The sequence below is a fragment of the Gammaproteobacteria bacterium genome, from assembly GCA_013151035.1.
GTDB lineage: Bacteria > Pseudomonadota > Gammaproteobacteria > JAADJB01 > JAADJB01 > JAADJB01.
Genome location: JAADJB010000001.1, coordinates 28,687 through 51,924, shown reverse-complemented (window position 1 = coordinate 51,924; position 23,238 = coordinate 28,687). Strand labels below are relative to the sequence as shown.

The 23,238-nt window shown below is 49.1% G+C and carries 25 protein-coding genes; 6 read left to right on the top strand and 19 right to left on the bottom strand.

Annotation, left to right across the window (positions count from 1 at the left end):
* On the top strand, window positions 1-916 hold a 916-nt coding region (locus GXP22_00260), incomplete at its 5' end, for a hypothetical protein (protein ID NOX07925.1).
* Window positions 917-1,066: 150 nt separating this feature from the next.
* Here GXP22_00260 and GXP22_00255 read toward each other — a convergent pair.
* The 4 genes from GXP22_00255 to GXP22_00240 form a co-directional block, all read right to left on the bottom strand.
* Window positions 1,067-1,483: a hypothetical protein gene (locus GXP22_00255; protein ID NOX07924.1), complete on the bottom strand. Its 417-nt coding sequence runs from the start codon at window positions 1,481-1,483 to the stop codon at window positions 1,067-1,069.
* A 62-nt stretch (window positions 1,484-1,545) separates the two neighbouring features.
* A complete protein-coding gene (locus GXP22_00250; GenBank protein ID NOX07923.1) occupies window positions 1,546-2,343 on the bottom strand; it encodes an MOSC domain-containing protein in 798 nt (265 codons plus the stop codon).
* 86 nt (window positions 2,344-2,429) lie between these two features.
* Window positions 2,430-2,987 carry a DUF1415 domain-containing protein gene (locus GXP22_00245; GenBank protein ID NOX07922.1) on the bottom strand — a complete coding sequence of 186 codons (558 nt, stop codon included), beginning with the start codon at window positions 2,985-2,987 and terminating at the stop codon, window positions 2,430-2,432.
* A gap of 1 nt (window position 2,988) precedes the next feature.
* The gene (locus tag GXP22_00240) at window positions 2,989-4,581 is read right to left on the bottom strand and encodes an ABC-F family ATPase (GenBank protein NOX07921.1); all 1,593 of its coding nucleotides are present in this window, start codon (window positions 4,579-4,581) and stop codon (window positions 2,989-2,991) included.
* 147 nt (window positions 4,582-4,728) lie between these two features.
* Here GXP22_00240 and GXP22_00235 point away from each other — a divergent pair, with 147 nt between their 5' ends.
* The 3 genes from GXP22_00235 (at window position 4,729) to GXP22_00225 (ending at window position 7,354) form a co-directional block, all read left to right on the top strand.
* Complete coding sequence (locus tag GXP22_00235; protein ID NOX07920.1) at window positions 4,729-5,769, top strand: c-type cytochrome; 1,041 nt, start codon at window positions 4,729-4,731, stop codon at window positions 5,767-5,769.
* The gene (locus tag GXP22_00230) at window positions 5,769-6,236 is read left to right on the top strand and encodes a DUF302 domain-containing protein (GenBank protein ID NOX07919.1); all 468 of its coding nucleotides are present in this window, start codon (window positions 5,769-5,771) and stop codon (window positions 6,234-6,236) included. The genes GXP22_00235 and GXP22_00230 overlap by 1 nt, the downstream gene beginning before the upstream one ends.
* An 80-nt stretch (window positions 6,237-6,316) precedes the next feature.
* Complete coding sequence (locus GXP22_00225) at window positions 6,317-7,354, top strand: type IV pilus twitching motility protein PilT (GenBank protein ID NOX07918.1); 1,038 nt, start codon at window positions 6,317-6,319, stop codon at window positions 7,352-7,354.
* 81 nt (window positions 7,355-7,435) lie between these two features.
* On the opposite strand, the gene GXP22_00220 is transcribed toward GXP22_00225, so the two are convergent.
* Genes GXP22_00220 through gshA form a run of 11 tightly spaced genes read right to left on the bottom strand, consistent with a single transcriptional unit; the run spans window position 7,436 to window position 16,745 of the window.
* On the bottom strand, window positions 7,436-8,344 hold the full coding sequence (locus tag GXP22_00220; GenBank protein NOX07917.1) for a dihydroorotate dehydrogenase electron transfer subunit: 909 nt from the start codon (window positions 8,342-8,344) through the stop codon (window positions 7,436-7,438).
* 7 nt (window positions 8,345-8,351) lie between these two features.
* Window positions 8,352-9,650, bottom strand: a complete 1,299-nt coding sequence (locus GXP22_00215) for a dihydroorotase (protein NOX07916.1) — start codon at window positions 9,648-9,650, stop codon at window positions 8,352-8,354.
* Window positions 9,643-10,617 carry an aspartate carbamoyltransferase catalytic subunit gene (locus GXP22_00210; protein NOX07915.1) on the bottom strand — a complete coding sequence of 325 codons (975 nt, stop codon included), beginning with the start codon at window positions 10,615-10,617 and terminating at the stop codon, window positions 9,643-9,645. The genes GXP22_00215 and GXP22_00210 overlap by 8 nt, the downstream gene beginning before the upstream one ends.
* Entirely contained in the window at window positions 10,614-11,120 is a 507-nt protein-coding gene (gene pyrR / locus GXP22_00205; protein NOX07914.1) for a bifunctional pyr operon transcriptional regulator/uracil phosphoribosyltransferase PyrR, read from the bottom strand. Before pyrR ends, GXP22_00210 begins: the two co-directional genes overlap by 4 nt.
* Complete coding sequence (ruvX, locus tag GXP22_00200) at window positions 11,110-11,547, bottom strand: Holliday junction resolvase RuvX (GenBank protein NOX07913.1); 438 nt, start codon at window positions 11,545-11,547, stop codon at window positions 11,110-11,112. Before ruvX ends, pyrR begins: the two co-directional genes overlap by 11 nt.
* Window positions 11,544-12,380, bottom strand: coding sequence for an energy transducer TonB (locus GXP22_00195; GenBank protein NOX07912.1), 837 nt, complete (start codon window positions 12,378-12,380; stop codon window positions 11,544-11,546). The genes ruvX and GXP22_00195 overlap by 4 nt, the downstream gene beginning before the upstream one ends.
* Window positions 12,377-12,883: a Gx transporter family protein gene (locus tag GXP22_00190; protein ID NOX07911.1), complete on the bottom strand. Its 507-nt coding sequence runs from the start codon at window positions 12,881-12,883 to the stop codon at window positions 12,377-12,379. The genes GXP22_00195 and GXP22_00190 overlap by 4 nt, the downstream gene beginning before the upstream one ends.
* A 56-nt stretch (window positions 12,884-12,939) precedes the next feature.
* Window positions 12,940-13,296, bottom strand: a complete 357-nt coding sequence (locus GXP22_00185) for a NusG domain II-containing protein (GenBank protein ID NOX07910.1) — start codon at window positions 13,294-13,296, stop codon at window positions 12,940-12,942.
* A gap of 9 nt (window positions 13,297-13,305) precedes the next feature.
* Window positions 13,306-14,454, bottom strand: coding sequence for an FAD:protein FMN transferase (locus tag GXP22_00180; protein ID NOX07909.1), 1,149 nt, complete (start codon window positions 14,452-14,454; stop codon window positions 13,306-13,308).
* 9 nt (window positions 14,455-14,463) lie between these two features.
* Entirely contained in the window at window positions 14,464-15,411 is a 948-nt protein-coding gene (gene gshB, locus GXP22_00175) for a glutathione synthase (protein NOX07908.1), read from the bottom strand.
* A gap of 29 nt (window positions 15,412-15,440) precedes the next feature.
* A complete protein-coding gene (gshA, locus tag GXP22_00170; protein ID NOX07907.1) occupies window positions 15,441-16,745 on the bottom strand; it encodes a glutamate--cysteine ligase in 1,305 nt (434 codons plus the stop codon).
* A 196-nt stretch (window positions 16,746-16,941) separates the two neighbouring features.
* On the opposite strand from gshA, the gene GXP22_00165 reads away from it, so the two are divergent.
* Window positions 16,942-17,883 carry a chemotaxis protein CheB gene (locus GXP22_00165; GenBank protein ID NOX07906.1) on the top strand — a complete coding sequence of 314 codons (942 nt, stop codon included), beginning with the start codon at window positions 16,942-16,944 and terminating at the stop codon, window positions 17,881-17,883.
* Window positions 17,884-18,000: 117 nt separating this feature from the next.
* On the opposite strand, the gene GXP22_00160 is transcribed toward GXP22_00165, so the two are convergent.
* From GXP22_00160 to GXP22_00145, 4 genes are all read right to left on the bottom strand, one after another.
* Window positions 18,001-18,735, bottom strand: a complete 735-nt coding sequence (locus GXP22_00160; protein NOX07905.1) for a 16S rRNA (uracil(1498)-N(3))-methyltransferase — start codon at window positions 18,733-18,735, stop codon at window positions 18,001-18,003.
* A 20-nt stretch (window positions 18,736-18,755) separates the two neighbouring features.
* Window positions 18,756-19,604 (bottom strand): methylenetetrahydrofolate reductase [NAD(P)H], encoded by an 849-nt coding sequence (metF, locus tag GXP22_00155; protein ID NOX07904.1) that lies wholly within the window; start codon window positions 19,602-19,604, stop codon window positions 18,756-18,758.
* Between the two features lie 108 nt (window positions 19,605-19,712).
* The gene (locus GXP22_00150) at window positions 19,713-21,107 is read right to left on the bottom strand and encodes an adenosylhomocysteinase (GenBank protein ID NOX07903.1); all 1,395 of its coding nucleotides are present in this window, start codon (window positions 21,105-21,107) and stop codon (window positions 19,713-19,715) included.
* Between the two features lie 106 nt (window positions 21,108-21,213).
* Window positions 21,214-22,374 (bottom strand): methionine adenosyltransferase, encoded by a 1,161-nt coding sequence (locus GXP22_00145; protein NOX07902.1) that lies wholly within the window; start codon window positions 22,372-22,374, stop codon window positions 21,214-21,216.
* 217 nt (window positions 22,375-22,591) lie between these two features.
* Here GXP22_00145 and GXP22_00140 point away from each other — a divergent pair, with 217 nt between their 5' ends.
* On the top strand, window positions 22,592-23,164 hold the full coding sequence (locus GXP22_00140; GenBank protein ID NOX07901.1) for a thioredoxin family protein: 573 nt from the start codon (window positions 22,592-22,594) through the stop codon (window positions 23,162-23,164).
* Window positions 23,165-23,238 lie beyond the last annotated feature (74 nt).

Below are 23,238 nucleotides of genomic sequence, written 5' to 3'. Positions count from 1 at the left end.
GACGACTCTGAGCGGTGCGGTAACGGATATCACCAGTGCGGACACCAACCTGAGTGGAGCCAACACTGAGATTTCCAGTGCGCTGACGACGTTGAGTGGTGCAGTAACCAATATTACATCAGCAACAACCATGATTGGTAATACTAATTCAGCCGATACTCTGGTTATTGATGGTGCAACGACAGCGATCAATTCAGATGCAATTACCCTTGGTAATGAGGTAACAGATACCCTCGTGGTAACTGGTGCAAGCACTCTGATCAACTCTACAGCAACAACGATTAATGCAGGCGGTGGAACGGCTGAAGTGATGGTTAGTGCTGGATCAGTAATGACCGATGGTAACTTTACTGCAACAAGTTCAGATAACGGTAGCATTCTAAGCTTGAATAACGCGGGTATCAGCATTCAGAATACAACGGGTAACGGTGGTGGTCTTACCATTAACGATACAACGATTAGTCTGACGAATGGTGTCGGTGCGGGCCATGGTTTGACTATCGGTGCAAACTCAACCACATTGTCTGGTGGTACAACCTCAACAACCTTTACTTTGGATAATAATGGAGCAACCTTTGCTGATACAGTAACGGGTGGTCCTTCCAAGGTTACTGGTATAGCGAATGGTACCAGCAAGTACGATGCGATTAACTACGGGCAGTTAAAAGATCTTGAAAGAGATATGTCCGGTGGTATTGCTACCATGGCTGCGATGGGTAACATCCCTGCCATGGTTGATGGTACACACTTCAACTTCGGTGTTGGTGTAGGTAGCTTCAATAGCAGAAGAGCATTGGCCGTTGGTGGTAGCATGAGACTGCGTAATAACACTGCAGTTAAGGCTAGCGTTGGTCGTTCATTCGGCTCTGGTGGTGGTTCACTGGTAGTGGGTGCAGGTGCAGCTATCTCCTGGTAGTCTACAGGAACAGGCTTAACACCTGATTAAAAAACCCCGCTACTTTGGCGGGGTTTTTTTATGTCTGTGATATTTGTTGGTGCGCAATGCGCACCCTACCGGGGGGGTATTGGGTGTTATTGGGTAGGGTGCGTACTACGCACCATTGTCTTAATCCTCTCGTCCTTGTTGTATCTTCTGGATCAATGCATCAATGATGCTGTCTTCGGCTTGTAATAGCTGTTGCCCAAAGTCGTTATAATTGACGATGATATTGGTTTTCCAGGAATCAATACTCAGGCTCTCCTGGAATTTGATCGGGTAGACGGCGACAATATAACGTTCAAACTTGATCTCAAGTATTCCGGCACAGAGTTTTTTCCCATCAAAGCTGGCAACACTGCGACCACTGAGTTGAAAATGGATGACGTTCAGACTTTCCGTGTCGGTCTTGATCCGTTTTTTAGCCAGTTTTTGTTCTGCCAGTTGCATCAGTTGCCCAGGATGTGGCAGGCAGTTATCCGATACCTCACCTGAAAATTTGAGTGTGACATCACTGATATCAGTATAAAGTTCATTGTCTGCCATAACCATGCCGCTATGCAGAACGCAGACGGTGAGTAATGTGTTGGTTAGTTTATTCATATTGGTCAGTTTAAAATTTCTACGTTATCATTGATAGTGATCTTTCCACGCTGCTGTGCAATCATATTTTGTCCAAAAAAGATCCTGTGGTTCTTTTTACGGTAGCCAGCAAGGGTATTCGCCGGTTCCTTCTGGATGATAGCTGTAGCGGGTTCAATATTAGGGATGATGCAACGACTACAGGGCTTTACAATACGAAACTCGATCCCGTTAATCACAATTCCCTGCCAGTCATCCTCGGCATGAGGTTGGCAGCCCCTGACAACAATATTGGGTCGGAAACGCTTCATCTCAATGGGTGTCTCAAGACGGTTATTGAGACCATCCAGTGATGCCTGCGAGATTAAAAGAAAAGGGAAGCCATCACTAAAGGCTGTGTGGTCACCCGGTTGAGCATAGTCGAGATCAACCTGGCGTTGTTCATTCTGCGGAAAGTAGACTAGCCTGCATTGGATATCAAGGAATTGTCCTAGCCATAGAGCAGCCGGATCACCGCAGTCCAGTGCCTGACAGTGATCATTCCACACCTGTACTTCGCTTCGTTGTTTGCTATCGATATGCGGAATAATCATGTCATCCTGTCCATCGGCTGACAGTATGAGTTGTTCTTGTTGAAATGAGGGTTGGATAAGCCCCATGCGAGGTAGCTTGCGTTGGGTCAGCATCAAACCATCAGAGTCAACCAGCATCCAGCGCCGGTCAAGGTGCAGACCATAGCCTTCTACCTGGCTTTGTTGCAGGCTAATCTGCCCCATTGATTTAACCGGGTAGATGTTGATTTCACTGATAATAAGCTTATTCATGGAGTCGCCTGGTAGGGTGCGTACCACGCACCATTATTCTTGCATGTGTTGGTGCGCAATGCGCACCCTACGGATACTACGCATTATTATTGTGTATTTTTGCATGCCGCTAACAATGCCTGCATCTTCTCACACCCCATACTGCGTGTCAGTTCAATATTTCTATCCGGGATAGACTCTGGATCAGGGTGGTGTGCAATCGCTTGTTCCAGACTTTGTTCGCGGATCAGATGTAGCATGGGGTAGGGGGAACGGTTGGTATAATTAGACGCGTCATCGAAATCAGCGTCATTAAAGCAGTAATCGGGATGAAAACTAGCGACTTGATAGGTGCCTTCATAACCCTGATCAACCAGGATGCTGTCGGCCATCTCCACTAGATCCAGATAGTGATAAAAGTCTTGCCAGTGATCCGGGTAGATGAGTAGGATGGTCTCGATGGTATCATCCTGATCCAGTTGCTTACAGGCCTCAATCAGCGCCAGCAGGCTTTCTTCCATGTCTTGTGCATGACTAAGCTGGAACTGAACACGATCTTCCTGTAACGGTTTGCGCGCAAAAGGGCATAGATCGAGACCCACCACCACCGACACCAACCAGTTACGAGTCAGTATAATGGGGTCAGGTCTTGCATCGTTTTCCATCTTACTCCTGTTCCTGGCTCTTTAAATAATCCTCATAACTGCCACTGTAGTTGACCAGGCCATCGGCACTCATTTCAATGATACGAGTGGCAAGGGAGGAAACAAACTCGCGGTCATGACTGACGAAGATCAGGGTGCCGGGGTAGTTATCCAGGGCGAGGTTAAGGGATTCGATAGATTCCATATCCAGGTGATTGGTGGGTTCATCCATAACCAGGATATTGGGTCGTTGTAGCATTAGTTTGCCAAATAACATGCGACCCTGCTCACCACCGGAGATGATAGTGGTTGATTTATTGATGTCATCCTGCGAAAACAACAGTCGCCCCAGGGTGCCACGGATGACTTGTTCATCATCATTGTCCTGGCTCCACAGATCCATCCAGTCATACAGGTTCATGTCATTTTCAAAGTCAGCGGCATGATCCTGGGCGAAATAACCGATAGTGGCATTTTCTGACCACTTGATCTCGCCTTCTATGGTGGGCAGATCATTGACCAGGGTGCGCAGCAGAGTGGTCTTGCCGATGCCATTAGGGCCAATAATAGCGACACGTTCACCGACTTCGATCGGCATGTTAAGGCCTCTAAACAGGGGTTTATCATCGTAGCCATTAGCAATATCCGTGACCTCGACCGCCAGACGGTAGAGTTTTTTATCCTGTTCAAAACGAATATAGGGGTTTTGGCGACTGGATGGTTTGATATCATCCAATTTGATCTTTTCAATTCGTTTGGCGCGCGAGGTCGCCTGTTTTGCCTTTGATGCATTGGCAGAGAAACGACTGACAAAGGATTGTAGTTCAGCAATCTGTGCCTTTTTCTTGGCGTTGTTAGCCTGCATACGTTCGCGTACCTGGGTGGCTGCAATCATATACTCATCATAATTGCCTGGGAACAGGCGTAGTTCACCGTAGTCAAGATCAGCCATGTGGGTGCAGACACTATTCAGAAAGTGACGATCATGCGAGATAATAATCATGGTGCAGTTGCGTTCGTTGAGAATGGTCTCCAGCCAACGGATGGTGTTGATGTCGAGGTTATTGGTTGGCTCATCCAGCAGCATAATATCCGGGTCAGAAAACAGTGCCTGCGCCAGTAATACGCGTAGTTTCATGCCGGGCGCAACCGCACTCATGGGGCCGGTGTGTTGTTGCAGCGGGATATCCAGACCTAGTAATAATTCACCAGCACGGGATTCAGCGGTATAGCCATCCAGTTCAGCGAATTCGACCTCCAGTTCAGCCACCTTCATGCCGTCCTCTTCGCTCATCTCGGGCAGGCCGTAGATACGATCACGTTCCGCCTTGATCTGCCATAGTTCTTCGTGCCCCATGATAACGGTGTCGAGGACAGTGAACTCTTCATAGGCAAACTGATCCTGCTTGAGCTTACCGATACGTTCATTCGGATCAGTGGTGACGGTGCCTGAGCTGGGCACCAGATCGTCACCCAGAATCTTCATAAAGGTGGATTTGCCGCAACCGTTGGCACCAATCAGGCCGTAACGGTTGCCGTTGCCAAATTTGACCGAGATATTTTCAAACAGGGGTTTTGCCCCGAATTGCATGGTGATATTTGCTGTTGAGATCAATGTGTTAATTCCATAAGATGGTAGGGTGCGTATCATGTAAGATGGTAGGGTGCGTATTACGCACCAATTGCACCAATGAAGGTGCGTGCATTATCGCATAATTTTATCTATGGTAAAACATCCGTATCTGGGCTACATTACAAAGTCATGTTAAACCTGAAGATATATTTCAGACTGATCGTGTTGTTACTGTTCCCGGTGATACTGCATGCGGCAGACGGTCGTTTGTTGTATGAGGAAAACTGCGCGGTATGTCATGGCAATAATGGTGCTGGCGGGGTAGGTATCCCTCTATCCAATCAGCAGTTTTTGCAGCAGTCACCCGATGAATATCTAAGGCGCAGCATTCGTCATGGTCGACCAGGACGTATTATGCCCGCCTTTGCTTCATTGTCCGAGGCAGAGGTAGATGCCATTGTTGGTTTTATTCGTGCGTGGGGTAAAGCGCTGCCAGCGCAGTGGGATGATACCCCGATTCAAGCGGATTCTGTGCGCGGCAAGCGTATTTTCACAGAGTATTGTGTTGCCTGTCATGGTCAACAGGCACATGGTGGCAAAGGTACGGGGCTACGTTTTTCGCGTGCTCGTGACTTGCCTGTGATAGCCCCGTCTTTAAGTAATCCCGGTTTTTTGGCATCGGTATCGGATTTGATGCTAAAGCGTATTATTCTACAGGGACGAAAGAACACCCCCATGCAGCCAGCCAGCATCCTCGGACTTACTGATATGGATGTGAAGGACATCGTGTCTTATCTTCGTGGTTTACAACAGCCATTATTCTCTAATATTAGCGATGTGGCTGAACCCGCAATGTTGATCTACGATTCCCCCTATGATTTTGATACCACACTAAACAATATAAAACGGGCTGCAGAGGGGATCAATTTTAGATTGATTCGCACCCAGGCTGTTAATGCCGGGTTTGTGGATAAAGAAGATGAGTCACAGCAACAACAGGTGGTATATTTCTGTAATTTTAATTTTCTTTATGAAGCATTAGCGTTGGATCCACGGGTAGGTGTGTTCCTGCCTTGTCGAATCACTGTTGTTGAGCAGGCAGGGCAGGTTCAGGTGATGAGTGTGAATCCCAAACGTCTGAGTGTGCTATTCAACAACGAACAGCTCGATACCGCCTGTGATGAGATGACAGAACTTTATCGCTCAATTATGGAAGAGGCAACACTGTGATGAGAAACGTGACTTCATTACAGCTACTTTTTATTAGTTTGTTGCTGCTTCCAGTGGTGTCGCAGGCTGTGGTGACTGATGAATTGATTATGATTCGTTCACAACAGGATTTTCCGACCACTATGGTGAATCTACAAGATGCCATCAAGGTGCAGGGTTATCAGGTGTCCAGGGTACAGCGGGTCGATGTTGGTTTGAGCAAGAGTGGTTTCAAGACCGATCGTTACCGTCTGGTATTCTTTGGTAAGGGTAGCGAGATTGAATTTCTGAGGAAAAAATACCCGTCACTGATTCCTTATTTACCATTAAAGATTGTGATCTTTGCCGAGGGTGAAGAGACTTTACTGGTGACACTCAATCCGAAGCAGCTTATGCAGATGTATAGTGAACCATCATTGCAGCCAATATTCGTTCGTTGGCAACAGGATGTGATTAATATTATGCGTGTTGTACGGGTAGCAGATTAATGAGAGACCTTCTGGTGATGGTGTGATATGTTTATGTTATCTTCAGCAATGACCAATATTTTTTAACAGGGTGATCATGTATGGATATTTCAGAATTACTGGCCTTTGGTGTACAAAATAACTCTTCCGATCTGCATTTGTCAGCGGGTTTGCCGCCAATGATTCGCGTCGATGGTGATATTCGTAAGATCAATATCCCGGAGATGGATCACAAGACAGTCCATGGTCTGATCTATGACATTATGAATGATAAGCAACGCAAGGATTATGAGGAGTTTCTGGAGACTGATTTCTCTTTTGAAATTCCTGGTCTGGCGCGTTTTCGTGTCAATGCTTTTAATCATAATCGTGGTGCAGGTGCGGTATTTCGAACCATTCCCTCTGATATTTTATCACTGGAGGATTTGAAGGCGCCGTCAATCTTCAAGAAGATTTCCGAGCAGCCGCGGGGTCTGGTATTGGTAACAGGGCCTACCGGTTCGGGTAAATCCACTACCCTGGCAGCAATGGTGGATTATTTAAACGAGAATCATGCCGCACATATCCTGACGGTAGAAGATCCGATTGAATTTGTACACAAGAGTAAAAAGTCTTTGATTAATCAGCGTGAGGTACATCGGGACACCCTGAGTTTTAATGCTGCGCTGCGCTCTGCCCTGCGTGAAGATCCGGATATTATTCTGGTGGGTGAGATGCGTGATCTGGAGACGATTCGTCTGGCACTGACTGCTGCCGAGACCGGGCATCTGGTGTTTGGCACCTTGCATACCAGTTCAGCCTCCAAGACCATTGACCGTATCGTCGATGTGTTTCCTGCTGCCGAAAAAAGTATGGTGCGCTCGATGTTGTCTGAATCCCTGCGTTCAGTCATATCGCAGACCTTGTTGAAGCGTAATGGCGGTGGTCGTGTCGCTGCCCATGAGATTATGGTGGGTACTCCGGCAATACGTAACCTGATTCGTGAGGACAAGATTGCACAGATGTATTCAGCAATTCAGACCGGAGCCGGTGTGGGTATGCAGACCCTGGATCAAAACCTGAAGGAGTTGGTCGCCGCCGGTATCGTGAGCAAGCAAGCGGCAATGGGTAAGGCCGTAAACAAGGATATGTTTAGTTAGTATTTCAAGGGGTCAGAGCTCTTGAAATGCCTTAAAGTGATTCACATAGAATTTTTCAAGAGCTCTGACCCCTTGAAATTTTTACTCCGAAAAAACCTCATAGGCATCGAATACCGGGCCATCAACACAGACCCGCTTCATAGCAACACCCTCTTTAGTGGTGATCGGGACGGTACAACCCGCGCAGCCACCCACAGCACAGGCCATGTGTTCTTCCAGTGATACCTGACAAGGCAGGTCATATTCCCGAGCCAGTCGTGCAACGGCTTCCAGCATGGCATGGGGGCCGCAGGCAAAGAATTCTACGCGTTGATGTTCGCTGTTATCCAGTTGTTCTAGCCACAGACGTACCAGATCGGTGACATAGCCCTGGTGACAACCAGCATAATCTTGCAGACTACACAGACGGCTGGCAATGTCCTTGTCATCTAGCATAGGCATGGCAGCAATCACTCCGTCGGGTAGACCGGGCACCATGATGCTGGAGGGTATTATCTTGAACGGAAAGGGAACCTCGGAACCCATTACCACTAGCGGTTGATGAGTGTCGTGCTGTTTCATTTCCAATGCCAGGAAAATCATCGGCGGCATACCCACGCCACCCCCGATCAGTACGGGTAGATCACGTCCTTCACTGGGCTTAAAAGGCTTTCCAATGGGGCCCATGACGCTGAGTTGTTCACCGGGTTTACGTTGTGTTAGTTCACGCGTCCCTTCACCCAGAGCCTTGTACAGAATCTCGATCCAACCCGCCTGCGGATCACAGCGTAATAGAGATAAGGGTCGCCTCATTGGCAGGCGTTCAGCACAACGAATATGAACAAAGGAGCCCGCATGGGCATGACGCGCACACTCCGGTGCCTGTAGTCGGATGACATATTGGTCACCGGCAAAGCCCTGGTGGGAAAGAATCTCGGCATCCTCAACAAAGATGCTATCACGATGTTGTTTATTGTTTTTCAAGGGGTCAGAGCTCTTGAAATGGAACATCTGTTTTTCAAGAGCTCTGACCCCTTGGTTTTTGGTGTACGATTATGCCATCAACCAGTGTGTAATAGACCTGCCCTCTGAACTCCCAGCCCATAAAGGGTGTATTTTTGCCTTGGCTACGCATGCTTTGCTGGTTCAGTATCCAATCTTGTTGTGGATCAAAGATGCAGATATCCGCTCGTTGCCCCACTTGCAGCTTACCTGAATCCAGTCCGAGGATACTTGCCGGGCCACTGGTTAGTCGCTCGATCAGGGTGTTGATGCTGAGGATATTTTCCTCCACCAGTCGCATCCCTAGCCCTAACAGACTATCAATCGCTGATATGCCTGGCTCGGTTGCTGGAAAGGGAGCCAGTTTGGCATCGTCTTCATGCGGTTGATGGTCGGAACAGATCGCCATGATGACGCCGTCGGCAACGGCGGCACGCAGGCTGTCCCGGTCACGTTGTGTGCGTAGCGGTGGGCGTACATGGCAGTGAGGGTTAAAATCAGCAATATCCATCTCACTGAGGAATAGTTGATGCATCGCGACATCGGCACTGACACGCACGCCTTCATAATGGGCGCGTGCAATCATTTGTGCGCCGCGTCGGGTGCTGATGCGACAGAAATGAGCACGCACACCCGTCTCTTCAATTAGCGCAAGGTACTGAGCAACCGCAGCGGTTTCGGCCGCTGCCGGGATAGCCGGTAGACCCAGGCGGGTGGCAATACGACCTTCATGGGCGCAGCCATGATCGGCCAGACAGGGATCTTCTGCATGCAGGAACAAGGTAATACCAAAACTACTGGCATACTCCATGGCTAAGCGTGTCACCTGTAAATTATCCGCGCTCCCACGTTGATTACTGAGGGCAGGGCAACCGGCCTTTTGCAGAGCACCCATTTCACTGAGTTCCTTACCTTGCAATTTACGGGTTAAGGCACCGATACCGATAACCCTGGCTGCCGCGGCATCTTCGGCCCGTTGTTTGATGAGTTCTAGTACCGCCGGGGTGTCAATCACCGGATTGGTGTCGGGCGGGCAACAGAGCGTGGTAATCCCGGCAGCGGCAGCGGCGCGGGTCTCGCTTTGTATGGTTGCTTTATGTTCCAGACCGGGTTCACGCAGGTTGGCGCACAAGTCGATCAGCCCCGGACACACGATCATGCCAGTGGCATCAATGGTCCGGTCGGCATGCCAGTCCTCGGGTGCATCACCCAGCGCAACGACCTTGCTATCGGCAATAAATAGGTCCTGGATTTGATCAATGGCATTGGCGGGGTCGATCAGTCGTCCTTGCTGAATATGAATAGTATTATTCATGGCTGCTACCCTGCGTCTGCATCGCCATCGACATCACCGCCATGCGTACCGCGATGCCGTGGGTAACCTGTTGCAGGATGACTGAATGAGGGCCATCAGCCACCCTGGATTCAATCTCGACACCGCGATTAATGGGGCCGGGGTGCATCACTAATACATCCTTCTGTGCGTATTGCATGCGTTTTTCGGTGAGACCGTAGAGTTGGAAATATTCATGCTCACTGGGCAGTCGCGCACCTTTCATGCGCTCTCTTTGTAGTCGCAACATAATGATGACATCGGCATCGTTGATGCCTTCATCCATATCATGGTAAATCTTGACCCCCAGGTCTTCAGCATATTTGGGTAACAGAGTCTTCGGTGCGACAACGCGCACCTCGCCAGTATTCAGTAGATTGAGGGCATGGATCTGGGAACGTGCCACTCGTGAGTGTAGCAAGTCGCCAACAATGGCAACCCGTAGTCGACCAAAGTCATCACCCTTGTGGCGGCGAATGGTAAACATATCGAGCATGGCCTGGGTTGGGTGTGCATGTCGACCATCCCCGGCATTGATTACGCTGACATGAGGCGCGACATGGCGCGCAATAAAGTGGGCGGCACCACTATCACCGTGGCGCACGACAAACATATCACAGTTCATTGCCTCCAGGTTGCGCAGGGTATCAAGCAGGGATTCACCCTTGATCGTGCTGGATGCGCTGATGTTCAGATTGAGGACATCGGCAGACAGACGTTTGGCGGCGACTTCAAAGGTGGTGCGAGTGCGGGTGCTGGCCTCAAAAAACAGATTTACAATGGTGCGACCACGTAATAGAGGAACCTTCTTGACGCTTTGTTCAGCAACCCCGGAGAAGGATTCTGCGGTGTCCAGAATATCGATTAATAATTGTCGATTGAGACCTTCAATAGAGAGGAAGTGTTTGAGTTTACCCTGTTGATCTATCTGTAGGTTGGTCTGACTCATGATATCTTTTGTAGTACCAGTTCCAGTGGCGCAGGGCCTGTCAGTTTAATGTGTTCATCGTTGTTTAACTGTAACCGTTTGCCGATCACATCGGCCTGTATGGGCAGTTCATGGGCGTTACGTTCGACCAGTACGGCGAGCAGTATGGAGGCAGGACGACCATAGTCAAATAGTTCATTCATCGCCGCGCGGATGGTGCGCCCGGTATGCAACACATCATCAATCAGGATGATGTGTTGGTCATCAATGCTCATAGGGAGTTCAGAGGGTTGTACCTGAGGGTTCATGCCGATACGGGTAAAATCATCCCGGTAGAAGGAGATATCCAGGCTGCCCAGAGCGCTATCAAGCCCCATTTTTTCATGCAGGCGTTGTGCAATCCAGACTCCGCCACGGTGAATGCCGATCATTATCGGATCTTTAATCTGGCGTTGTTGTAGCTGCTGCTGTAGCTCGTTGACCATGTTATCCAGCAGTTGTTCGATATCCTGATTATTCATCATCTTCTTTTGTTGTTTGTGTTTGTAACCAATCCTGCACAATAAGCTGTGCAGACAGATGATCTATCTTACCACTTGTTTCTGTTTTAGGGGATGTCTTTAGCGCTTGTTCAACTGCCCATGAGCTCAGACGTTCATCCTGTAATATCACGGGTAGTCGATAACGCCCTTCTAATTGTCGGGAAAACCGCCGTGCTTCGATGGTGATTTGGTGTTCACTGCCATCCATATGTAGGGGCAGGCCAACAATTAATAGATCAGGTCGCCACTCGCGTATCAGCTTTTCGACTTCATGCCATTGGGGTTTTCCATCGCGTGCCGGGAGAATGTTCAGGGCACGGGCAGTTTGGGTCAGGGTCTGTCCAATGGCAATCCCGATACGCTTACGACCATAGTCGAATCCCAGTGCGGTTTGAGTCTGAGTGGTCATCGTAATACATCGCCATTAACAAATTCCCAGGTGCGTGTGATATGCAAGATGTCGGTTTTTTTTCGTATGTTTTTGGAGAAAGGGGCAAAGGGAGCCGATAGGTGGACGATGTGTATGGCAGCATCATCCATGACGCGACTGCCAGAGGAACGCAGCACCTTGACGCTTAGTATTTTGCCATTAGGTTTGATGGCGACATCGAGTAGCAGGTTTCCGGTGAGTGCCTTGCGCCTGACTTGATCGGGGTAGTTTAGATTGCCGACGCGCTCGACCTTATTGACCCACTCACTCATATAGTTGGCATAAGCATATTCCTTGGTGCGGGTAGAAATATAAGTCTGTTTTGGCATCTCTGCATAGGCATGCAGGTCTTGCTGGAGTTGTTCATCAAGCTGGATTAACTCCATACTTCGGTTAATCAATTCTGCGCCGGTGATGGCCTTTTTCTCGGGCGGTTTTAGCGGGTCGGGCAGGGTGGTCTCAATCTTTTTTTCGGATTGTTGGCTGGTTAGCACGCGAGGAAGCTGGTTGCTCTTTTGTTCCTGCGGTATGCCGCTGCTTTTAACCATGCGCCGCTTTTGTGGTGGGATCTCCTGCTGACTTTCACTGCGACCTTCCTGATTGCTTTGAGCCAGGTATTTGGCATCCTTGATCTCGGGGCTCTCCTGTTTGGCGGCCAGGTGAATATCAATAACCGGATGATCCTGTCTCTGTTCCCGTTGATCCGGGGTAAAGGTAATGCCGACAATCAATAATACATGCAGGATTGCCGCCAGCAACAGGCCGAGCAATAAGGAGTCGTTTTGATTATCAGTGTAGTAATGGGCCGTCATGTTTTTTGTCGCTTTCCTAGCATGCCAGAGACAATAATACCGTTGATGATACCAAAGATCAGGGCGGCACTCATTAATACGGGTAGCAGGTTGAATAATGCCGGGTGGGGGATGAATAATAACCAGGCACTGGTGAACTGACCAGCCATATGCGCCAATGCTGCCAGTATGGAGTAACCCACAGGCCCCGCCCCTTTGCCGGGCAGGTATTGTGCCAGACCGAGGATCAGGATGCTGCTAATGGCTCCACTAAGACTCAGTATAAAGGTTGGGCTCAAGAAGGTGCCGAGTACAATACTGCCAACAAATACACGTAGCAGACTAATCCAGAGAGCCGTTGACCAGCCGAAACGAAGCAATGCGGCAATCGTGATGATATTGGCAAGGCCGGGTTTGATGCCGGGTATCGGGCTGGGAAAGGCCGCCTCGGCAATATGAATGCTGATTGCCAGCGCAGCAAGCCCGGCAATACGGTAATCATCTTTGGTCGTTTGTATCATAATTAAACCGGGGTCAGACCACGATTAATCTAAGATTAATCGTGGTCTGACCCCGGTTATTAAAAGATGATGGCATCATATTCCTGATTATCCCCGGTAATATTAATCATGACCTGATTCGGTACGCAGGCACTAACAGCTCCCTGTCTTTCCAGCCAGCCATGGCGGATACAGACCTTGTTGGGGCAGGGTGATTCGACAAAGCGTACCCGCCCGGACTTGATCTGTAGGTGGCTTCCCCCCAGGGGGCCGGTTACATAAATATCCTGATCATGTTGCAGGCTATATTGACGTTTTTCATCGGCTGTCTGGATGATAACATATTGCCCGTTTTCTCCGCTGCCCCAGAAGCGGTAAAACAGGGTGTAGATGAGAGCTAAGGCAAAAATAAGAATGAGATAGTCAGCAGTTTTCATGTGCTGACCTCATGGCGCTTGACTGACGATGATGGTGTGGCTGCCGGATTCTGTGAACTGCACATGTTTTTGCATTGTGGGACTGAGTTGAATTTGTCCCTGGGCATCAATCAACATTACATCCTGCACCCTCATTGCCTTTGCTATCTCCTGCCAATGTTGTGGTCCGGCAATAAACAGGGCGGTGGCAGCGGCATCGGCGGTTGCGGCATTCGAATGTATTACCGTGACCGAACGTGTTTGCCGGGCGGGATAGCCTGTGCGTGGGTCAATGATGTGATGGTAGTTCTTACCTTCATAGCTGAAGTTGCGCTCATAATCACCCGAAGTAAAGACACTCATATCCTGTTCGATATCAATCGCTGCCAGAATACCAGGTTGCCGTGGGTGGCGAATACCAATACGCCAGGGGCGTTCACCATGTCGGCCAATCGCACGCAGATCACCACCGGCATTGATGATGGCATTGTCGATACCTTGTTGTTGTAGATAGGCTATCGCCAGATCAATAGCATAACCCTTGGCATAGGCACCAAAATCAAGTTGTACGGGGTGACCCTGGCTGTTGAGCTGATCGGGTTCCTGATTTAATTCTGCCAGACTGATGTGTTGACTAAGGAGTTGCTTGATTTTTTTATCGGACGGCGGTTTAACCGGAGCGGCATCCTGGCTGAACCCCCAGGCTCGAATGATCGTTCCGATGGCGGGATCAAATAGCCCCTGGCTGCGTTTAGATAGTTCTGTTGCTTGTTGGAACAGGGGTTGCAGAGAGGGTGGGATGGTGACGTTCTCACCGCGGCCTAGTGCCTGATTGAGTTGATATAGATCACCATTGCCCTGCCATGGGTGCCATGCCTGATGCCATTGTTTAAAACGCTGTTCGAGTTCGTCAATGGCCTGTTGTGCGCGGGGTTTGGTAACACCATAAATGCTGATGTCGATGATGGTGCCAAAGGCCAGGAACTGGCTACGGGTGAGGGTGTTATTATTGGTTTGGCAGGCTGTCAGGATTATGAATAGTATAAGTATCCATGCAACTTTAGCTCGGAGAGACAGGGATGACTCCTCTTTAGCAGAGACCGATGGCCGCAGGGATGCGGCCATCGAGCCTACATGGATGTATTCACGGCGTGTCTTTGCTAAAGAGGAGTTATGCATGTCTCGGTTTTATGCTGTTAGCGGAGCATTCGGTTGGGGTGTGATCTTTTGGATACAATCAATAAGCTGACCAGCAATATCCAGGTCATAGAGTTTGTCCAATTCACGGATGCAGGTGGGGCTAGTGACATTAATCTCGGTAAGGTAATCGCCGATAACATCGAGACCAACAAACAACAAACCCTTTTCGCGTAACACCGGCCCCACTTGTTGGCAGATCCAGCGGTCTCTCTCACTCAATTCAATCCCCTCACCACGCCCACCGGCTGCCAGGTTAGCACGTGCCTCACCCTTGGCGGGTATCCTTGCCAACGCATAGGGGATGGGTTCACCATCAATCATCAGTATACGTTTATCCCCGGCGCTTATCTCCGGGATGAAACGTTGAATCATAGCCTGTCGTTGACCATGTTGGGTTAGTGTCTCAATAATGACGCTGGCATTGAGGTCGTCCTGATGCAGGCAAAATACTAGCTCGCCCCCCATGGCATCCAATGGTTTTAATACGATTTTTTGATGTTCATGCAGGAACTCGCGAATCAACCCGGCATTGCGTGTCACCAATGTCGGTGGCGTACACTGCGGGAACCAGGCGGTATACAGTTTCTCATTGACATCACGCAGGCTACTGGGTTGATTAACCACCAGGGTGCCACGTGCCGCAGCATATTCCAGCAGGTAAGTGGTGTAGATAAATTCCATATCTACTGGTGGATCCTTGCGCATGAGGATAACCTGGAGTTTGTGCAGGGGGGCTTTTTTAGTCTCCCCCAGCTTGAACCAGTCATCGTTGTTGTCGCGCACGGTGAGTGGTTGCATGTGGGCATAAGCGACGCCATCACGCATAAATAGATCACCTTGCTCCATATAGAGTAACTCAAACCCTCGTGCTTGTGCTGCCAGTAACATGGCAAGACTGCTGTCTTTATAGGGTTTGATGGACTGGATGGGGTCCATGACGATACCGAGTTGTTTCATCGTATTATCTATTCTGAGGTGGTGTGTTCGGCAATCTCTCTGGCCGCTGCCAGCATGGCGAGGCGAGAGATAACGCCGTAGGCATAAAAGCGATTGGGCTCGGCATCAGGTTCCTGAGTTTGATCCGGGTTATTACAGGATTCAACAAAGGCCAGTGGTTGAAAGTGCATGCCGGGGGCATTGAGGTTTTCATTGATTCCACGACTGGTATGCACCCGGTAGAAGCCGCCGACAACAAAATGATCGATCATGTATACCACGGGTTCAGCAACTGATTCCTCTTTACCCCAGGTCTCGAAGGTGTAGACACCTTCTTGAATGAGCACCTTGCTGACGCTATGCCCGCCCTTGGTGGATGCCAGTTTGGTGCGTTGCTTGCGATTGAGTTGACGTACTTCATCGACGCTGTGGGCGGTGATGATGCCCATGCCATAGGTGCCGGCATCCGCCTTGATGATGACGAAGGGTTTTTTGGTGATACCGTATTCATCATATTTTTTCTGAATATTTTCCAGTAACGGGGCAACGTTTTTAGCCAGGCAATCACTGTCTCCTGTTTGCATGATATTAAGCTCACCACAATTCCTGAACAGAGGATTGATGAGCCAGGGGTCAATGTCAATTAGCCTGGAGAATTCTTCAGCTACCTGTTGGTAGTGAGTAAAATGATCAGACTTTAGCCGGTCGGACCAGCCCAGTGCCGGTGGTGGCAGGATCATTTGCTGGAGGCCTTGCAGGATATCGGGTAGGCCCTCGATTAAATCATTGTTGAGCAGGATCAGGCAGGGATCAAAGTCGTCAACATAGATACGCCCATTTATTCGTTGGATGGGCTCCAGACAGACCTGTTTGCCGGAGGGCAGGTCAAGGGTTGTCGCCTCTTGCAGGTCAGGGATCAGACTGCCAATACGCACATGGTAGCCTGCCTTGCTGATGATATCCCGGAGTGTTACCAGGCTCTCCAGGTAAAACAGATTGCGAGTATGGTTTTCCGGTATCAGCAGGATATTACGGGCATCTTCGCAGGCCTTTTCCAGCATGGTTTGCATCACCTGTATACAGAGCGGCAGGAAGGCTGGGTTTAGATTATTGAAGCCTGCCGGGAACAGGTTGGTATCAACCGGGGATAGTTTAAAGCCGGAATTGCGTAGATCAACCGAGGTATAAAAGGGTGCGGGTGTCTTTAGCCATTCGCTACGCAACCAGGTCTCGATACAACTCTGGTGGGTGAGTAACAGTTGTTCCAGTTCTTCCAGTGGGCCATTGAGGGCAGTGGTCAGGTGAGGAACGGTTGGCAAAGGGTTGGTGCTCATACGCAGGCAGGACTCCAAATTATGTTGAAGAGGGCTCTATTGTACCGAAAAAAAGTAGGCGGTGCGTTTTTTATCCTGTTCTCATTTCCATGAAGGAGGTAATCCATGTAAAATACAATTCTTGGGTAGGATGCGTACCACGCACCAATAAAAAGAATAATCATTGATAGTAGAGACTAACAAATGGGATGTTATTGTGAAGATTGCTTTAATTGCGCAAGATAAAGATCGGAAGGATCAGCTGCAAGGCTTGTTGCAAGCGCATGGCTTACAGGTGCTGGAGCAGCAACCAGGGGCTGAGGTTCACGCCTTGGCAGAGGTGCTATTGGTTGATTTACCCGGCTTGGAGGAATCCCAATTTGATGAGTTGATCCAGTTTTCAATGATTCCGGTGTTGTTCAATGAAGGTGAGATCAGGGGCGGAGAGTCCTGGTGTGAAGGTCTGCTCGATAAATTACATCTATTGTTACGGCATCATTCATCCATGACACCGACTGAAGACGATCAGATAATGATGAGCAATTCTCCGGTAAAACTGGTTCCTGAGGATGCTATGATGAATACCTCAGCACCGAGCAAAGTCTTTGTCATGCTCGCCTCATTAGGTGGGCCACAGGCAATCAAGCGTTTCTTGCAGCAGTTACCGGAGTATCTACCGGTGGCGTTTATCCTGGTGCAACAGGTGGGTGAGGTGTTGCAGTCATTGATGGTTGAACAGATGACACGCTTTTCTTTTCTTAATATCAGAATGGCATCGGGTGGTCAGAGTTTGATGGCCAACTCATTGATGATGTTGCCGTCCAGACGTTTGTTTACTATTGATCATACCGGAGTGATGGATTTTTCTGTACCCGCGAGTGATCAATCGCTGGATCTTAATCAGGCAATGGTTGAGGTGGCACGCTGCTACGGTAAAGATGCCGGTGTCATTATTTTTAGTGGCCTGGAACATGATATTAGTGAAGGTTGCCAGCAGATTCATCATTCGGGTGGTGTGGTGTGGGCACAGGACTCAGTAAGTTGTGCCATGAGTCGCTTGCCTGATGAAGCACGAAGTAGCGGCGTGGTGAGCTTCAGCGGAAGCCCCGAGGCCTTAGCTGATCAGCTGGTTAATTACCTAAAAAAACCACTAATCTAAGGCCGGCACAAGCCGGGGACAGCGCCGGTTTTTGGCTCTGTCCCCCGTTAGAGCGTACCCCAGGCCTTAAACGAGCCCCTCTCCTCTGTCCCCCGTTAGAACGTACCACTGTCCTCGTTAAGAAAAATCCCCCCACAAAGCCTGCAGTGCACTTAACGTAGCCAGTGCCGCCGTTTCCGTACGCAGCACCAATGAACCCAGACGTATCGGGATAGCCCCTTGTTGCAAGGCTTGTTGATGCTCCTCACCGGATAGCCCCCCTTCAGGGCCAATAAGTATATTGATATTACCTTTTGGTTGTTGTATATCAGTCAGTTTATGACTGCCTTCAGGATCTAATATTAATAACGTTTCATCAGCATCGTGCTGGTCTATCCATGCGGGATATTTCTGTGCCGGAGCCAACAGGGGGAGTCGATTCTGACCACATTGCTCACAGGCATTAATAATAATGGATTGCCAATGTTGCTGACGTTTTTGCATGCGTAGGCGATCCAGGTGTCGCTGACTATATTGTGTCCACACCGGGATGATTCGGTTAGCTCCTAACTCAACAGATTTCTGTAGCGTTAGATCCATGCGGTCACTTCTGGATATCCCCTGTATCAGGGTCAGGTTTAATTTAGGCGTATATTGATCGGGGTGAAACTGTCCGATTTTAATCTCGGATGCCTGTTTGTGTGAACGGCTTAAACAAGCGTCATATTCACCACCCCGGCCATTGAATACGCGTAAAGGCTGCCCTGTCTCCATGCGTAATACCTTGCTGATATGCAGAGATGTCTGAGCCTCCAGGGTAATGGTCTGATCACTGTGTAGATTATCGAGATGGTATATTCGGGGAATACGCATAGACTTGACCCCTTTTGTTTTTAGGTTGGCAGGTTCAGGTTTTTGCAGATAGCTAATGTTGGGGCAGCCTGGTTCATGGTGTAGAAATGTAGACCGGGTGCGCCCGCGCTCAACAGTTGATTGCAGAGTTCGCTGACGACCTCTTCGCCAAAGGCGCGTAAGGACTCCATGTCTTCACCATAAGACTCCAGACGCTTACGGATCCAGCGTGGTATCTCGGCACCACACATATCAGAGAAGCGAATTAGAGAGGTGTAGTTGGTAATGGGCATGATGCCTGGGATGATGGGTAGCTTTAGACCCAGTTTTTCACATTGATCGACAAAATGAAGATAGGCAGCTGGATTATAAAAATACTGTGTTATTGCGCTGTCAGCACCCGCCTCGGCCTTGCGTTTGAAATTAAGCAGGTCTTCCTGAGCACTGTTTGCTTGTGGATGAAATTCCGGATAGGCGGCAACCTCGATATGAAAATGGTCGCCAGTTTCTGTGCGAATAAATTCAACCAGTTCATTAGCATAACGGAATTCACCCGCCTCACGCATACCCGAAGGCATGTCGCCGCGTAAGGCAACAATGTGTTTGATGCCTTGCTCTTTATAGTGCAAGAGTATCTTGAGGATGCTTTCCTTGGTGGAGCCAATACAGGATAAATGCGGTGCGGTTTCTATGTTAAAGGTCTGTTGCACACTCTGTACAGTATCAAAGGTGCGCTCCTGGGTCGAGCCACCAGCACCATAGGTGACAGAAAAGAACTTTGGTTTCAGCACCATCATCTGCTCACAGTTGGTGTGCAGTTTCTCGATGCCAGCTTCAGTCTTTGGTGGAAAAAGTTCCAAGCTAAGTTCAGGCTTTTGTTGCGAGGTCATGGTTGCTATTCCGTTCTGTGGATTCCCGCCTACGCGAGGATGAATGAGTGGAGTGCGCACCCTACCCGTTGTGCATTATTTGGTAGGGTGCGTACCACGCACCAATAATTAATAACGATAGTGATTCGGTTTATAAGGCCCATCAATCGGTATATTCAGGTACTCAGATTGTTGTTCGGATAGTTTTGTCATGTTAACACCCAATTGATCCAGATGCAGGCGTGCGACCTCTTCATCCAGTTCCTTAGGCAGGATATAGACATCATTACCATATTCGTCTGGTTTGCTCCATAGTTCCATCTGTGCCAATACCTGATTGGTGAAGGAATTGGACATAACAAAGCTAGGGTGGCCGGTGGCACAGCCCAGATTGACCAGGCGACCTTCGGCTAACATGATAATGCGTTTACCATCCGGGAAGATAATATGATCAACCTGAGGTTTGATGTTTTCCCATTTATAATCATTCAGACTGGCAACATCAATCTCATTGTCGAAGTGACCAATATTACAGACAATAGCCTGATTCTTCATGGCTGCCATGTGGTCATGATTGATGACGTGGAAGTTGCCAGTAGTGGTGACAAAGATATTGCCCATTGATGCCGCGTCATCCATATGTACTACGCGGAAACCCTCCATTGCGGCCTGTAAGGCGCAGATAGGATCAATCTCGGTGACCCATACGGTGGCACCCAGTCCACGCAGTGATTGTGCGCAGCCCTTGCCAACATCACCATAGCCCAATACCACGCAGATCTTGCCAGCAATCATCACGTCGGTGGCGCGTTTGATGCCATCGACCAGTGATTCACGGCAACCATAGAGATTATCAAACTTGGATTTGGTCACCGAGTCATTGACGTTGATAGCAGGGAAGGGCAGTTCACCATCCTTTTGCATCTGATAGAGGCGATGTACGCCGGTGGTCGTCTCTTCGGTGACACCACGGATATTGTCACGTCGTGTGGAATACCAGGTCGGATCCTGTTTCAGACGTTCACGGATGGTACCAAACAGGGCGATCTCTTCTTCGCTCTCAGGCTTGTCCAGGATGCTGATATCTTTTTCCGCCTTTGAGCCCAGGATTAGCAGTAAGGTAGCATCACCACCATCATCAAGGATCATGTTTGGACCACCTTCGGCCCATTCCATGATCTTGTGCGTATAGTTCCAGAATTCATCCAGGCTCTCGCCCTTGTAGGCAAAGACTGGGATGTCCTGTGCAGCAATGGCAGCGGCGGCGTGATCCTGGGTGGAAAAGATATTGCAAGAGGACCAGCGTACCTCGGCACCGAGATCAATCAGGGTCTCGATTAATACCGCGGTTTGAATCGTCATGTGCAGACTACCGGCAATACGGGTGCCCTTTAAGGGTTGCTCACTGCGGTATTTGTCACGGATGGCCATCAGTCCCGGCATTTCGGTCTCAGCGATACGAATTTCTTTATGGCCCCAGTCGGCTAGACTAATATCAGCGACTTTGTAATCTTGCTTGCTCATCAGGTTCTCCAGTATTAAGTTTTTTTATTCCCGTGTAGGCGGGAATCTATCTATGATAATGTGGTTTTATATGGATCCCCGCCTGTGCGGGGATGTCATTTTAAGTTTATAGGCCTGCGGCATCCTTCAGTGTTTCTGCTTTATCTGTACGTTCCCAGGTAAAATCATCTTGTTCACGACCAAAATGCCCGTAGGCGGCGGTTGCTTTGTAGATGGGTCGTAACAGGTCGAGCATGACGATAAGCCCGCGCGGGCGCAGGTCAAAGTGTTCGCGGATCAACTTCACGATGGCTGGGTCTGCAATCTTGCCAGTGCCAAAGGTATTGACGCTAATGGATGTCGGTTCGGCAACGCCAATCGCGTAAGAGACCTGAATCTCACAACGATCCGCAATCCCGGCGGCAACAATATTCTTGGCAACATAGCGTCCGGCATAGGCGGCTGAACGATCAACCTTACTAGGATCTTTGCCGGAGAAGGCACCACCACCGTGGCGGGCAGCACCACCGTAGGTATCGACAATAATCTTGCGTCCAGTGAGGCCACAATCACCCACCGGGCCACCAATAACGAAACGGCCGGTTGGATTAATAAAGAACTTGGTGTCCTTGCTAATCCATTCTTCAGGTAAAACTGGCAGGATAATTTGATCCATCACAGCCTCTTTCAAGGCCTCTAGTTCGATTTCCGGGTCATGCTGGGTGGATAGCACTACGGTATCAATACCTACTGGTTTGTTGTCTTCATAGCGAAAGGTCACCTGACTCTTGGCATCAGGACGTAACCAGGGCAAAGAGCCGTTTTTGCGTTCCGCTGCCTGACGCTGTACCAGTAAATGTGAATAAGTAATAGGGGCTGGCATAAGGACATCAGTTTCGTTGGTGGCATAGCCAAACATCAAACCCTGATCTCCCGCTCCCTGCTCGTGGTCGTCACCCTTATCTACACCCATGGCAATATCTACTGATTGCTTGCCAATGGCATTGAGAACAGCACAAGATTCAGCATCAAAGCCGATCTCGGAGCTGTTATAGCCAATTTCTCTCACGGTTTGGCGTGTAATAGCCTCAATATCAACCCAGGCACTGGTGGTGACTTCACCGGCAACAATAACCATGCCGGTCTTGACCATGGTCTCACAGGCGACACGCGCTTTAGGATCTTGTTCCAGGATCGCATCCAGTACCGCATCGGATATTTGGTCGGCAATCTTGTCAGGATGCCCTTCAGAAACAGACTCTGAGGTGAAGAGGTGACTAGTGCTCATATATTTTCCATTCTGGCTGTGTTTTGCTGAATTCTGTATATTCTATGTGAGAATATGCACTGGATTGTATACTTTTTTTATGTTGATTGTTAGTCCAGGGTCGTTGTGTATCCTATGTTATTTGGTGGGTTTATGTTTGTGTAAGTTGAGTTAACATCGGCTAATATAAATATTCCTTAGTTTTTTTTGATATTTTTCTCTGTGGAGGATGGTTTGCATGGTTAGTCTGGAAACACCTGTATGTAATTTTGGTAAGGCGGCGATTGATTTTGAATTGCCGGGTACTGATGGCAAGATATGGACCCTGGATGACTGTAAGGGTGAAAAGGGTCTGTTAGTGATGTTTATCTGTAATCATTGCCCCTATGTTAAGGCGATACATGAACGTCTGGTGCGTGATACGCGAGCCTTGATGGATGAGGGGATTAATAGTGTAGCAATTATGTCAAATGATCCGGTGGATTATGCCGAGGATGGTTTTGATAATATGAAAATCGTTGCTGAGCAATGGGGCTTTCCTTTTCCTTATTTGTTCGATGAGACTCAGTCAGTAGCTAAGGCCTATGGTGCGGTATGTACACCGGATTTCTTTGGTTATAACGCCGAGCTTGAGCTACAGTACCGAGGTCGCCTGGATGCCAGTCGTAAAGAGACCGCCGCCGCTGATGTGAGGCGTGATTTGTATGAGTCTATGCTAGAGGTGGCGCGTAGCGGCAAAGGACCTGCGGAGCAGATCCCGAGCATGGGTTGTTCTATCAAGTGGAAATCGAATGGGGTGGTTGGTGCGTAATACGCACCCTACCGGTGTGATACGTGTCATTGTTTGTTTTGACGTTGGTAGGGTGCGCACTGCGCACCATTTGT